We start from the raw sequence: 13,723 nt of genomic DNA, 5'->3' as shown, positions 1-13,723 counted from the left end.
ATAGGAGCGAGCTTTGTAAGCCGCTTCGGTCAGAGCCCTGCGTGGACCCTTCAAGTTGTAGGGTGGGTCCGGGCTTCGGTCAGTCAACCCGAGAGACAACGGACCGTTTTCACGAGGGCGAATGCATGGTGTGGTCCAAGTGGGATAGAGGGACTGGAACAGCGACAGCAACCGCAAAGTTCCTGAATGTAGGGCCGTAGTCAGGCTGCGGGACACGGGCGATCACCTTGTCCCCACTGCGGAGGCGTGGCTGACAGGCACCTGGAAGACAGCTTCGCTGGTCGAAGGGCGAGCGGCCCACCTTGTGGCGAGTACGCTGGATGTCAGCAACCCTTCCGACGCGGACGGATCCAATCCAGGCACCACTTCCCGTCGCGAGACAGATTTTGGAACTTGATGACACTTCTCCAGTTCGCGCGGTGCAATCCACTAGAACCACAAGGAGATTTTCATGTTCTTTCGAACCAACAAGTTCCAATACAACGCCAAGCCGTCGGCACCGGACCCTTTGTATGCACAGAAGCTGCAGGAGGTTCTCGGCGGCCAGTGGGGCGAGATCAGCGTGATGATGACCTACCTCTTCCAGGGGTGGAATTGCCGTGCGCCGGCCAAGTACCGTGACATGATCCTCGACATTGGCACGGAAGAGATCGCGCATGTGGAAATGCTGGCAACCATGATCGCCCGCCTGCTGGAAACGTCTCCGGTGGAAGCCCGCGAGGACGCCGCGAAGGATTCGGTGATCGGTGCCGTCATGGGCGGTGCTCGGGTCGAGGATGTCATCGTCGGGGGCATGAACCCGCAACACGCAATCGTCGCCGGTATGGGTGCCACCCCGACCGACAGCGTCGGCTATCCCTGGACTTCGCGCTATACGGTCTCGTCGGGCAACCTGCTTGCCGATTTCCGCTTCAACGTGACGGCCGAATCGCAAGGTCGCCTGCAGGTGTGCCGCCTCTACGAGATGACAGACGATCCGGGCGTGCGCGACATGCTGTCTTTCCTGATCGCGCGTGACACCATGCACCAGAACCAGTGGCTGGCGGCCATCAAGGAGCTCGAGCAGGACGGTCTTGACCAGACGCCAGCGCCGATGAGCTTCCCGCAGGAGAAGGAACTGTCCAAGGTCGCCTACCAGTTCTGGAACTGCTCGGAAGGCACCGAGAGCCGCCAGGGACAGTGGGCCGAAGGCCCGACGCCGGATGGCAAGGGGCAGTTCGAATACCTCGCCGATCCGCAGCCGCTCGGCGAAGAGGTGACGGAGCTTTCGCAGCTCGATCCGCGGCTTCACGGCACACCGAAAAAGCCCATGCCGCCGATGTCGTCCTGATACGACGGGTGGCAGCGCAAATGCTGCCACCAATTCCGCCCGCCCGTGGAGTTGACGTCCGGCAGTGATTTCACAGACAGGACGATGGTCGGATGCTTCGCGCGCCTGTGGGCTGCAAAACGCATCCCTTCCGCTTCAAAAGCCGTGGCAACACAGCAGTGGTCGGCACACAGGCAGTCGCGGTGTTTCTCGATTCGCTCGTCTTAGACGTGCCGGATGAAGGATGATCTGGCAAGAACCGTCGAGCGCTCGGATCATCCTCGAAGTCAGCAACCAGCTTGTCCGGGTTGGAGGACCTCATCCTCTCTTCGTTGATCTGGATGCAGGGGAGAGAAGCCTTCAAAACTTTGGCGACCCGACGCATCACTCTGGAAAGATGAGTATCATGGCGTTCATGCCAGCTACCAAGACGACAGGAACGGGCTGATTGAAGAGGCGACGAAGGTTGCTTTGACGTCCAGCCTCCCGAGTTGGCGGGGGACGGAGTCGATGACTTCAAGGGCTGCCCCGCTGACGATGAAGGACCAACCCTCGCAGTCTTTCAAAAGGTTGGAGGCCCTCCGAGGCTCAAGTTGCTTTGACCCATCGGCAGCATGGACTGCAGGCGCCGCAGCCGCCGGTTACCTTGAGCCACGGAGTCGAAAGAATTCCTCGGGTGGAAGACCTAGAGAAATAGCCTTAGCTCCGTTGAATCCTCGCTCCATGCCCGCTATTCATCGGCCGTATGCGGGACGGGAGCCACCACGATCCCCAGCGCTTCGAGTTCCCGATCATCCAGATCGCCGCTCCGATCGACATCGCTTACTTTGTTGAGCCCCGCCCAGAACTCCTCAGGGGTCAGCGCAGCATCATCGACGCCCTGCCATTCGCCGCGAAGATCGGCATCCGTCAGCGGAACCTTGAGCTCTTCTACCGAGATCTCGCCGTCATAATTCTGATCAAGCGCCAGGAAATCGGGAGCCTGGGCGACGAACCAGTCATTCCAGCTTTCCTCGTATTCCGGTTTGTTCAGCGTCCCGTCCTGCCCGCTCCAGCGCTGGTGAAGACCGATCAGGAATTCGTCGCCTTCGAGTATCCTGTTCTCATTGGTGTCCCATCGGGAGAACATGTCGTCGCTCAGCCGACGCACCTCGTCAGCACCTTCTGAGAAGACGCCGGCCGGTGTTTGCGCAGCAGTTGTCTGCGCACCGATGGCTGCCGCTGATAACAAGCTGCCAAGCACGAAGGCTGGTTTGATCTTTTTCATCCCCATGTCGGTCCTCCTTGAACGGAGTGACCGGCGGATACCGCCGCCGGTCACTCTCCTGACAAGCTTGTGCCATGCTTAGATGTCGAACAGGCCGCCATCGCCCATGTCGTCGCCAACGTCGCCGAACTCCGGCTCTTCGATGACGTTGTTGTTGTTGGCGTCGTACCCGGCATATACGCCGTCATAGTACTCATCTTCGCTGATGGAATCGTTGGAATCGGCATCCCATTCGTTGAACCAGCCGTCGCCGAAGCGGTCATTGAAGGCGCTTTCATTGTCACCGATGCCGGTGCCAAACTCGTCCTCAGTGAGCGCGCTGTCATCGTTGGCGTCCCAAGTGTCGAATGCCGTGTTGTTCTCGAACCCGGTCCGGAACTCGCTTTCGTTGATGCCAGCTGCGCCATCCGTATCCCAGTCGCCATACTCCTGTGCCAATGCAGGTGCAGCGATCAGCGACAGAGCGAAGGTGGAAGCGGCGAGCGTGGTCTTGATCTTGTCGATCATGATTGGACCTCCTCTTTGGTGTCTCGATTGAAGCGTCAGATCGTCTGACGCACAGCAGGCCAACAGGACACGAACGGGAATGTTCCGTGAGCAGAGCCAGGTGAGGTGGCATCAGGTTCACGACTTTGGGAGCATCTTGTCGTTGAGCGCTGCGATCTCACCCACTGAGGCCACTCGGCTGCGGCGGTGCCGATGCATGTTGCTTGGAACAAATTCGAAGGTGGTTAGTTTAACGCGAATGCGGATAACCTACAATGCAGCACTGCTCCCCTCGCTCGTGGCCCTGGTGCTAGCCGTGATCGCTTATGCGGCGCCCTTCGAAAACACAGGGGTGAACGGATCCATCGGTGCGCTTCTTGCCCTGATCGGTGCCGTTGCAACGGTAGCGGGAACGGTCCTCGTGATGGTCCTGCGGGTGGGGCGCCGCCTTTGGGTGAGCTTGAATCTCATTCTCTTGATCGGCGCAGGACTGACAACCGTCGCTGCCTATTTCCTGATGCAGTACGCCTTCGCCGTCATGATGCTTTTGACGTGCGTAGCACTGGTCTTCGCCCTTGTCTGGAACTTGCGCAAGAAGGCCGCTTGATGTTTCGAAACTTTCTCCCGTTTCTTCTTGTCGCCGCATCCGCTACAGCCAGCGCCCAAGAGGCGGATTGGACGGCGTTTCATGGTGATGTTGCCTCCACGAAGTTCTCAAACGTCAAGAGCTTTACTCCAGAGACGGTAAGCGACCTGGAGCGCGCCTGGGAGTATCATACAGGCGACGTTTCGGATGGTTCAGGAGAGCTCCCGCAGACGGTCTGGTCTGCGACACCCATCTATGCCAACGATACTCTCTATCTCGGCACGCCCTTCTATCGCATCGTCGCTCTTGACCCCGCGACCGGTGAGGAGCGCTGGAGCTACAGCAGTGACTCAAGGCTTGAGGCGCTGACGCAGCCCGCCCTGAAGAACCGCGGGGTTTCCTATTGGGAGAGCGGCCGTGAGGGTGTCTGTGAAAAGAGGGTGTTCCTCGGCACCATGGATGCCGAACTGCACGCCGTCGATGCGGACACGGGCAAGCGTTGCACCGACTTTGCAGATGGGGGCGTCCTCAACGTCAATCAGTGGAACGACGTCAACGACGTCTTCCCTTTTTCGCTGCTACAGCCGCCACTCGTTGTCGGAAACACGCTTCTTCTCGGCTGGGCGGGCAATGACTGGGCCTACAGCGTTGCACCGCCAGGCAACCTGATGGCCATCGACGCTCGTTCAGGCGAGCTGCTTTGGGACACGGGCTTCGTGCCGCCGGAGATGATCCCCCGCACGGGCACCGCCAATATCTGGACCGCGATGACAGCGGATCCCGAACTTGGACTGGTCTATGCGCCGGTTTCCTCTCCCAGTCCGAACTACTGGGGCGGTCAGCGTCTGGAACCCATGCGGCATGCCACTACCGTCAGTGCGGTCGACATTGAAACGGGCGAGATCGTCTGGAGCTTTCAGCATGTTCACCACGACATCTGGGACTACGACACACCGTCTGCCCCGACGCTTGTCGATATAGAGCGAGATGGCGAGACCATCCCCGCCCTCGTTCAGGCAACGAAGCAAGGCTTCCTGTTTGTTCTCGACCGCCGCACCGGCAAGCCGATCTTCCCGGTTGAGGAGCGCCCGGTGCCTGCAAGCGCTGCAGAGGGTGAGGTTGCGGCGCCCACACAGCCTTTCGCGATGACGCCTCCGCCTTTGGGCAATGCGCTCGAATTCCCCGGTGTTTGGACGCTTGCTGACATCGTCAGCTTCGGCCAGTGCTCGCGGGATCGGGAGAAATATCTGTACGAAGGCATCTTCACGCCGCCATCCGAACAGGGGACACTTTTCTACCCTGGAACCGCTGGCGCCACCAACTGGGGCGGTGTGGCGGTCGATCCGCGAAATGACATCCTTTATGTCAACGCGTCACGCATCGTTCAAACCATTCGCCTGATCCCACGGCAGGAGTACGAAGAACTCCAGAGCAAAGAGAGCGGCAATGAGGCAGGCTATTATCCCCAGGAGGGTGCACCCTATGGCATCCACCTGACGGACTGGAGCAACTGGCTCGGCATGCCTTGCTGGAAGCCACCTTTCGGAACGTTTTCAGCTATCGATCTACGCACTGGCGAGCGGCTCTACGAGACGCCATTCGGCCTAGCGCAGCTCTCCGGCTTCTATGGCTTTGAATCCTGGGGCTCGCCTACCCTCGGCGGCCCTGTGGTGACTGCGGGCGGCGTCGTCTTCATTGGCGCGTCCATGGATTCCCGTGTGCGTGCATTGAACGCGGCGACAGGCGAGGAACTGTGGTCGGATCTCGTCGAAGCCCCGGCCGTTTCTATCCCTGCTGTCTTCACCCACGAAGGGGCGGATTACGTGGTGTTTGCCGTCGGCGGGAACTCGATCCTGAAGCCGGAGGTCTCGGACCAGGTTGTGGCATATCGGCTGCCAGAGTGATGATGGGGTATCTGCTCCACCAAATGCAACGGTTTGTTCTTGAGGGGCAGGGGGAGACACAATCGTTATGAGAAGGGGCCAGGCGAGCAGCATATTTTCTGTGATCGCCCTATTGTCCTCCTGCACTGGACCTCAGACCGCTTTCGACGCGGCGGGAGTCGAAGCGCAGCGCGTTCTGGCACTCTTTTGGGTTCTATTGACCGGAGCGGTGGCGATTTGGCTCCTCGTCATTGGCCTCAGCTACTACGCTACCAAAGGAGATCCGGCCAAGCATTCTGAGAAGACCGGCTTGCGCCTCATCATCTGGGGTGGATGTGTGTTCCCGACGGTCGTTCTTGCGGCGCTGCTGTTTTGGGGCCTCAAGATGATGCCGGAGCTCCGGCGCCCGGCAGATGGCCCGACGATTGCTGTAGCCGGGGAGCGCTTCTGGTGGCGGGTTGCCTATGACGTCGACGGGGACCCCGGTGCCGTCAGAAACCTCCCGCAAGGCGGTGTCCCAAGCGCCAACGAGATCTGGATCCCGGTCAACAAGCGCTCGGAGATTCTTCTGGGCAGCCCGGATGTGATCCACTCGTTCTGGGTTCCGTCTCTGGCTGGGAAGATGGATGCGATCCCTGGCCGGGTAAATCGACTTATTCTGGAACCCACCGAGCTTGGGATTTTCAACGGCGCCTGCGCGGAATTTTGCGGAACGGCACACGCCCAGATGGGGCTTCGAGTGGTCGTCGCGAGCGAGGAGGATTTCGCGCGATACGTCAGAGCGCAAGCCGAACCTGCAGCGGTCGACGAAAGCGTGGGTCTCAGCCTTTTCCTGCAGAACGGCTGCGGCGGGTGCCACAGTGTCAGGGGCACCCCCGCTGACGGAGACGTGGGGCCAGACCTGACGCATGTTGCAAGTCGCCGCACGATTGCGGCCGGTCTTCTGCCCATGACGGAGGAGAATCTTGCTGCCTTCATCGCGGCGCCGGACCACCTGAAGCCAGGCGTGGAGATGCCGGCCTTCGGTGTGCTTCCGGATGCAGAAATTGAGCAGATATCGGAATGGCTGGGGAGCCTCGAATGACACAAGCCACGCTCTATCCATCCGACGCGCCGAACCAGGATGACGAGGAAGTCCGCCGCGGCCAGGAAGAGAGGCTGCGAAAGGTGTGGGCTGCGCCTAAGGGGTGGCGCTACTGGTCGGCTGTCAACAACACCGAAGTCGGGATCTGGTACACAGCCGTGGCGTTCGGCTTCATGCTGTTTGCCGGCGTACTTGCGCTGATGATGCGGGTGCAGCTTGCCGTACCCGATAACGACTTCCTGTCGGCCACCTTCTACAACCAGGTTTACACGCTTCACGGCACGGCGATGATGTTCCTCTTCGCAGTCCCGATATTCGAAGCGGTCGCCATCATTCTCTTGCCGCAGATGCTGGGTGCCCGCGATCTGCCATTCCCACGCCTATCGGCGTTCGGGTTCTGGTGTTTCGTGATCGGTGGTGTCTTCGTGTGTGGCTCGATCTTCTTCGACGCAGCACCAAACGCCGGCTGGTTCATGTACCCGCCGCTGACCACGAGGGAGCAGTATACGCCAGGCTACGGGCCAGATATCTGGCTGCTGGGCCTGTCGTTCATCGAGGTTGCATCGATTGCGGCCGCCGTAGAATTGATCGTAGGGACGCTCAAATGCCGGCCGCCCGGGATGCGGCTGAACCTCATGCCGCTCTATGGCTGGTACGTTCTGGTAGTCGCAGGCATGATCCTGTTCGCATTCCCTCCGCTGATTGCCGGCGATATCCTGTTCGAGTTGGAGCGTTTGTTCGACTGGCCGTTCTTCGATCCCAGTCGCGGTGGCGACCCGGTTCTTTGGCAGCATCTGTTCTGGATCTTCGGCCACCCTGAAGTCTATATCGTGTTCCTTCCGGCAATCGCGCTCGTTGCGATGATCATACCCACGTTCGCGCAGCGGCCGATCCTTGGCTATTCCTGGATCGTGCTCGCAGCCGTCGGCACAGGCTTCATCTCATTCGGGCTTTGGGTGCACCATATGTACACCACGGGGCTGCCATCGATTTCTCTCGGCTTCTTTTCAGCGGCGTCCGAGGCCGTCGCCATTCCGACGGGCGTACAAATCTTCGTTTTCATCGCCACGCTGCTAACCGGCCGCGTCATCTTTTCCGTGCCGATGCTGTTTGTGTCTGGGGCGCTTGCCACGTTCGTCATCGGAGGTCTCACCGGCGTGATGGTGGCACTGGTGCCTTTCGATTGGCAGGCGCATGACACCTACTTCGTGGTCGCTCACCTGCACTATGTGTTGATCGGCGGAATGCTGTTCCCATTGTCGGCGGGGATCTACTACTATTGGCCGATCGTCAGCGGCAGACGGCTGTCAGACCGGCTCGGCAAGCTCGCATTCTGGCTCATGTTCGTCGGCTTCAATGTGGCGTTCATGCCGATGCATTATTCCGGACTTGCCGGCATGGCGCGACGCGTCTGGACCTATCCCGAGAGCATGGGCGTCGGGGCCGCGAACATGGTCTCAAGCATCAGCGCCTTTGTGTTCGCGGCCGGCTTCCTGGTCATCGTGTGGGACGTGCTGCGCCCCCGCAGCAAGGAGCCTTACGCCAAGCGCAACCCCTGGAACGCCGGGACCCTGGAGTGGCTTTCGGAGATGCCCGGAGAAAGTTGGGGCGTGCGCTCGGTGCCGATCGTGACCACTCGCTATCCAATCTGGGAGCAGCCGAACTTCATCGACGACGTCGACAAGGGGCGGTTCTATCTTCCCGATGCCACCGACATGAAACGCGAGACCCTCATCACGTCCGTCCTTGATGGCTCTCCGCTTCAATGCCTGCGCGTGCCAGGCCCAAGCTTCATGCCGATGTGGGCAGCGATTTTCACCGGTGCAGTGTTCATTTTTGCGACCTTTCACTGGTGGGCGGCAACGATCGGCGCCATGGTGCTTTCGCTCGTTTCGATCATCGTCTGGCTATGGCGCGGTACGGCTCAGATACCCGAGGTGCGAGAAAAAGAGGTCGGTCTCGGCCTCAAACTGCCGCTTTACGAGTCGGGTCCACAGTCAATCGGCTGGTGGGCGATGTTCATCACCATGCTGGGCGATGCCACCGCATTTATGGGCCTGATCTTCGGTTACTTCTACTTCTTCACCATCCATGTGGACTTTCCGCCGCCAACCACCGTCGGTCCGGGGGTGCTGTGGCCAACTGTGGCGCTGATGCTGTTTGCCGCAGCTTGGGCATCCGCGCTTCTGGCGCGATGGTCAAACCGTGCGGAGCATGTGGGCGTTGCGCGTTTCTTGATGGCTGCAGGCGTCGTTCTTTCCCTATGTGCAAGTGCCTCACTGCTGTGGGGGCCTTACACAACCGGTCTTGATCCCTCGGCACATGTCTATCCCGCGACGGTCTGGGTACTGGCGATATGGACGGCAGTTCACGGCGCCGTCGGGAGCGTGATGTTTGGCTACTGCCTGGCGCGTTCCATAACAAAGAGAATGACGCCGGCACATGATATCGACCTGTCGAACGTGGCCCTCTATTGGCACTTCATGGCGTTTACCGCTTTCTTCACCATTGCAACCCTCGCTTATTTCCCAATGTCGGTTTGAGGCCTGAATGCAGATCTTCGGCAAGACACAGGACAATCTCTGGACGCTGATCGCCGCACCGACGATTTGGGCCTTTCACTTCCTTTTTTGCTATTTCCTCGCGGCCTATCAATGTGCTCCAAACGCGGATCCCTTCACACGGATCGGTGGCACGCGGCTTGCCATCGGGGTGGTGACCGTGGTGTGTCTCGTCTTGATCGGGCTCATCGTGCGCCGCTCGTGGCGGGAGTGGCGGGTCGATGGCGGTGGCACTCGCAACAATCAGGATACGCCGGAAGCGCGAGAGCGCTTTCTCGAGTTTTCAACGCTCCTTCTAGCGGGCCTGTCGTTTACCGCCGTGATCTTCGAAACAATGCCGGTTCTCCTGATCGGGGATTGCCGATGAGTCCAGGAGTCAACAGCGGGGATGGAACACGATGCGGATAAGGATCGTGCTGACCTGGAAGAGGCTCGCGGCTCTGGCCGGGCTGGGTTTGGCGGGAGCCCTGTTCGTCGGCTGGACCGGGTTGGTCTCTATTGCCGCCTCGTCTGGACACTTCAGTGTGGTGCGTTGGTTTCTCGGCTGGACCATGGAGAATGCCGTCCAGACACAGTCCACGCTTGTATCAAAACCAGAGGATCTGGATCTCGATGATCCGTCGCTCATCCGCCGTTCCGCAGGCCACTACGCCACCGGCTGCGCCCCATGCCACGGGGCGCCCGGCGTCCCGCAGTCTCCCGTTGTGGAGGAGATGGTTCCCAGCCCGCCCCGCCTGGAGGAGAAGGTGGCGGAATGGAGTGACGAGGAGCTCTTCTGGATTGTCAAGAACGGAATCAAGTTCTCCGGAATGCCGGCATGGCCGGCACAAGAGCGCGACGATGAGGTCTGGGCTCAGGTGGCTTTCCTGCGCGCTTTGCCGGAGATGGCTCGAGCGGAATATGCCGATCTGGCGCTTGGCGGCGGGCTGGTCGACGATGACCTGGAAGCTGGTGGTGAAACCACCGCGGCGCTTGACGGCATCGTCAAGAACGCCCTGAACGATTGCGCCCGTTGCCACGGGTTGGATGGACTTGGCCGAGGGACCGGCCAGACGCAAGACGTGTTTCCGATCATCGCCGGTCAACCCGCTCCCTATCTTTATGCGACGCTTCAGGCTTTTTCACATGGCGAAAGGCAGAGCGGCTTCATGGAGCCGCCTGCACGTCGCTATGATGCACAAGTGCTGGAAGCCTTGGCGCGCCATTATTCCGAACAGCCGAAACTCGGCGAGGCCGAGACGAGGTCTTCGTTGCCGGAGGGCGCAGTTGCTACAGCTCGCGAGGCTCCAGTTGCAGACCCGGCCTCCGACAGAGCAACGGCAGGGGGCGTCACCTCGACTCCTTCTTGGCAAGACGAGGCGGGCATACTGGAAGGTGAGGGAGATCTCTCTTACGCAGCGGTGCCGATGGCTGCGAGTGCCGGACCGCCGTCCACTCGAGAGGAACTGCTGGAGTTGGGAAGACGTATCGCGTTTGAGGGCATCGGGCCACGTAAGATTCCGGCCTGCCAAAGCTGCCATGCCATTGAACCGGAAGGCGGCAATCCTTTTTATCCTTATCTGGCCGGGCAGCCAGAGTGGTATCTTTCCAAGCATCTTCAACTTTGGCAGGAAGGGCAGCGGGGCGGCACGGCCTATGCGCATGTCATGGATGAGATTGCGCGAAACATGACGGACGAACAGATTGCAGCAGTCGCTGCCTGGTACTCTCAGCTTCCGACATCGCTCTCCCTTCAGCAGGACGGGTTACGGCAATAGCGTGATCCGCAGAGCAGCAGCCACGCCGGGCTCGGGATCAGCATCACAAGAATGTCAGACGTGACGACGGCCTGGAACCCACGTCGCCTTGTTCAGTACGACTGCCTTAAGAGCAGAAGGCGAAGCGTCGCAGATCAAGGACACGTACTTGACCAGACAGGATAACAGCGCAGGCGAGGCGAGATCAGCGGCGAGGCGAAATGCCGGCTCTGGTTTCAGCCGGATCTACCGCCATTCCTTGCCAATCCGGCTGACGCACTGGATCAACGTGTCCTGCCTGATCGTCCTTTTGATGAGCGGCTTGCAGATCTTCAACGCCCATCCTGCGCTTTACTGGGGCAGCACCTCCGACTTCTCAAATCCTTTCCTCGTCATCGGCCCGGAGGTTTCAGACAGTGGCGAGCAGATCGGCGCGGTTCGCATACTGGACCAGTACATGTTCGAGACGACCGGCGTGCTGGGGCTGTCGGGTAACAGTGGTCGCGCCTTTCCTGCATGGGCGACCCTGCCGAGCCCACAGTGGCTGGCCATGGGGCGCCACTGGCACTTCACATTCGCCTGGCTATTCGTCCTCAACGGTTGTCTCTATCTCGGCTACGGACTTTGGAGCGGACACCTGCGGCGTGGAATCTTTCCGACGGGCGAGCAGATCCGCAACATCGGGCGCACGATACGCGAACATGCCCGGTTACGGTTTCCCGAAGGGGAGGAGGCTCGCCACTACAACGTGCTCCAGAAGCTGACTTATCTGCTGGCATTGTTCGTGCTGGGACCAGAATGATCCTGACGGGGGCTGACGATGTCGCCCAACGTCAACGCGGCAGTCCCCGGGCTGCTTGATGTATTCGGTGGGCGGCAGTCCGCCCGGACGATCCACTTTCTTTGCGCGTTCGGATTCGTGGCCTTCGTCATCATTCACGTCGCGGCTGTGCTTCTTTCGGGGGCCTTTAACAACCTGCGCTCGATGCTGACCGGGCGGTATGATCTCAAAGGAAGGAGGGAAGAATGAGTGATGATCCGAAGCCCCGCTGGGATCGGAGAGGACTGCTGACCGGTGGCTTGATTGGGGCGGGTGCACTGATGGTCGCGAACGCCGATCGGCTTTCGCGCGCACCCTAGTTCTCCAGCATCCTCGACCGGACCGGAGAGCTCAACCGACAGTTTTTTCGGCTCGTCACGCCGCGTTTGGCGCTTGCTCGCGAGTTTCCTGAATCGGCGATCTCCGAGACCTTCAAGAGCAATGGAACGCAGTTTCCGCGTACGGCGGAATACATGACGATGCTGAGCGAGGGTTTTGCCAACTGGCGGCTGCGCGTCGGCGGGCTGGTCGAGGAACCCTCGAGCTCTCGCTCGGGGAGCTTCAGGCAATGCCGGCACGCACGCAGATTACCCGGCACGACTGCGTGGAAGGCTGGAGCTGCATCGGGAAGTGGACCGGCGTGCCGCTCGCTTCGGTGCTTGAGCGGGCGCGTCCCGGGCCAAACGCGCGGTTCGTGGTCTTTCACTGCGCCGACGAGCTCGCAGGAGAACCTTACTACGAGAGCATCGATCTCATTGACGCCTATCACCCGCAAACCATCCTCGCCTATGCGATGAACGATGCGCCACTGCAGGTGCCGTACGGCGCACCGCTTCGGGTCCGTATCGAGCGGCAGCTCGGATACAAGATGGCGAAGTACATCATGCGCATCGAGATGGTGGAGTCGTTCGCCGACTTCCGTGGCGGCCAAGGCGGCTATTGGGAGGACCGAGGCTATTATTGGTATGCCGGCATCTGAGGTGCTGCACAATTGAGGGGCCGATGTGATCGGCTCGATCAGTGAGAGCACAGGCCTGCGTCAGCCGCCAATCAGACCGAGAGAGGATCAGAAAATAGAACAGATCGTCCTTCCTTCCCGCAATCCTGTGCTGCTTTCCGATCTCCTCGAAGATCGAGACAACCTCGGATATCAGGTCGAGGCGGAGCTCTATCTCCCCAAAAGGTGCAACGACCCGGCACCAGGCGTCGTTGTCTCGGAAGGCTTGGGCGGCTTGCAAGACAGCCGTGAGCGTGGATATGGGCGCCGGCTGGCAGCGGAAGGATACGTCGTCCTTGTCATTGACAGCTTTACGTCACGAGGCGTCGGACGCAACGGAGACCTCATCCGGTCTTATACCGTCACCGAAGCCATGATGCTGGCCGACGCGTTTGCGGGTCTGGCCTACCTTTCAGCCCATCCCGACGTCGATCAGGGGCGGATCGGAATTGTCGGGTTTTCCTATGGCGGCATGGTGTCGGTTTTGACGTCCTATAGCCAGATCGCGGAGCTCTTCCTGCCGGCTGGTCCTCGCTTTGCCACCCATGTCTCCTACTACGGCTGCACGATTCCACGGTTGGAAGACCCGACCACGACCGGCGCGCCTGTGACGATGTTTCTGGGCGAACAAGACCGGAATGTCTCCATACCCCGTGCGCAAAAGATTGCGGCGGACTCTTCTGATGGCCTTGGCGGTCGGCCTCATCGTGTATCGACTTCTCACGTATATCGTGGAGAGGCCCCGATCCAGTCAGCCGCGTCTATCTGCAATAGATCGTCACTTCCGGAACGTCTTCGCGCTCATGGATGAGCCTCGTCGGCAGTCGCTCGTCAGCTATTATATGCAGAAGTACGAGTGTGGCCGGGAGGACGCGATGCGACACGCCATAGACGATTGCGAACGTGATCAGCATCGCTACTCCTGATCGTCCTCGAATTCACGCAGCGTCTGCCACAGGGCTCGAAAATAGCTCCTAAGGAAACGCTTGTGTAG

The 13,723-nt window shown here is 60.0% G+C and carries 10 protein-coding genes and 2 pseudogenes; 10 read left to right on the top strand and 2 right to left on the bottom strand.

Going from position 1 to position 13,723, the window contains the following annotated elements:
- Positions 1-451 precede the first annotated feature (451 nt).
- Positions 452-1,330 (top strand): manganese catalase family protein, encoded by an 879-nt coding sequence (locus LXM96_RS17750; protein ID WP_239999893.1) that lies wholly within the window; start codon positions 452-454, stop codon positions 1,328-1,330.
- Positions 1,331-2,039: 709 nt separating this feature from the next.
- On the opposite strand, the gene LXM96_RS17745 is transcribed toward LXM96_RS17750, so the two are convergent.
- Positions 2,040-2,582, bottom strand: coding sequence for an EF-hand domain-containing protein (locus LXM96_RS17745; RefSeq protein ID WP_239999892.1), 543 nt, complete (start codon positions 2,580-2,582; stop codon positions 2,040-2,042).
- Positions 2,583-2,654: 72 nt separating this feature from the next.
- Positions 2,655-3,083, bottom strand: a complete 429-nt coding sequence (locus LXM96_RS17740) for an EF-hand domain-containing protein (RefSeq protein WP_239999891.1) — start codon at positions 3,081-3,083, stop codon at positions 2,655-2,657.
- 238 nt (positions 3,084-3,321) lie between these two features.
- On the opposite strand from LXM96_RS17740, the gene LXM96_RS17735 reads away from it, so the two are divergent.
- The 9 genes and pseudogenes from LXM96_RS17735 (at position 3,322) to LXM96_RS17695 (ending at position 13,540) form a co-directional block, all read left to right on the top strand.
- The gene (locus LXM96_RS17735; protein ID WP_239999890.1) at positions 3,322-3,669 is read left to right on the top strand and encodes a hypothetical protein; all 348 of its coding nucleotides are present in this window, start codon (positions 3,322-3,324) and stop codon (positions 3,667-3,669) included.
- Positions 3,669-5,552, top strand: a complete 1,884-nt coding sequence (locus tag LXM96_RS17730; protein ID WP_239999889.1) for a pyrroloquinoline quinone-dependent dehydrogenase — start codon at positions 3,669-3,671, stop codon at positions 5,550-5,552. Before LXM96_RS17735 ends, LXM96_RS17730 begins: the two co-directional genes overlap by 1 nt.
- A 100-nt stretch (positions 5,553-5,652) precedes the next feature.
- Positions 5,653-6,615 carry a cytochrome c oxidase subunit II gene (coxB, locus tag LXM96_RS17725; RefSeq protein ID WP_239999888.1) on the top strand — a complete coding sequence of 321 codons (963 nt, stop codon included), beginning with the start codon at positions 5,653-5,655 and terminating at the stop codon, positions 6,613-6,615.
- Complete coding sequence (gene ctaD / locus LXM96_RS17720; RefSeq protein ID WP_239999887.1) at positions 6,612-9,158, top strand: cytochrome c oxidase subunit I; 2,547 nt, start codon at positions 6,612-6,614, stop codon at positions 9,156-9,158. The genes coxB and ctaD overlap by 4 nt, the downstream gene beginning before the upstream one ends.
- Before the next feature lie 7 nt (positions 9,159-9,165).
- Complete coding sequence (locus LXM96_RS17715) at positions 9,166-9,543, top strand: hypothetical protein (protein WP_239999886.1); 378 nt, start codon at positions 9,166-9,168, stop codon at positions 9,541-9,543.
- Positions 9,544-9,574: 31 nt separating this feature from the next.
- On the top strand, positions 9,575-10,933 hold the full coding sequence (locus LXM96_RS17710; protein ID WP_239999885.1) for a c-type cytochrome: 1,359 nt from the start codon (positions 9,575-9,577) through the stop codon (positions 10,931-10,933).
- An 88-nt stretch (positions 10,934-11,021) separates the two neighbouring features.
- A pseudogene (locus tag LXM96_RS17705) lies at positions 11,022-11,942 on the top strand (cytochrome b/b6 domain-containing protein).
- Positions 11,939-12,711: pseudogene (locus LXM96_RS17700) on the top strand (molybdopterin-binding protein). The pseudogenes LXM96_RS17705 and LXM96_RS17700 overlap by 4 nt, the downstream one beginning before the upstream one ends.
- A gap of 25 nt (positions 12,712-12,736) precedes the next feature.
- A complete protein-coding gene (locus tag LXM96_RS17695; RefSeq protein ID WP_239999884.1) occupies positions 12,737-13,540 on the top strand; it encodes a dienelactone hydrolase family protein in 804 nt (267 codons plus the stop codon).
- Positions 13,541-13,723 lie beyond the last annotated feature (183 nt).

The organism is Rhizobium halophilum (assembly GCF_021648825.1).
In the GTDB taxonomy this organism is placed as follows: domain Bacteria; phylum Pseudomonadota; class Alphaproteobacteria; order Rhizobiales; family Rhizobiaceae; genus Neorhizobium; species Neorhizobium halophilum.
This window is presented reverse-complemented; position numbering and strand designations above follow the sequence as displayed.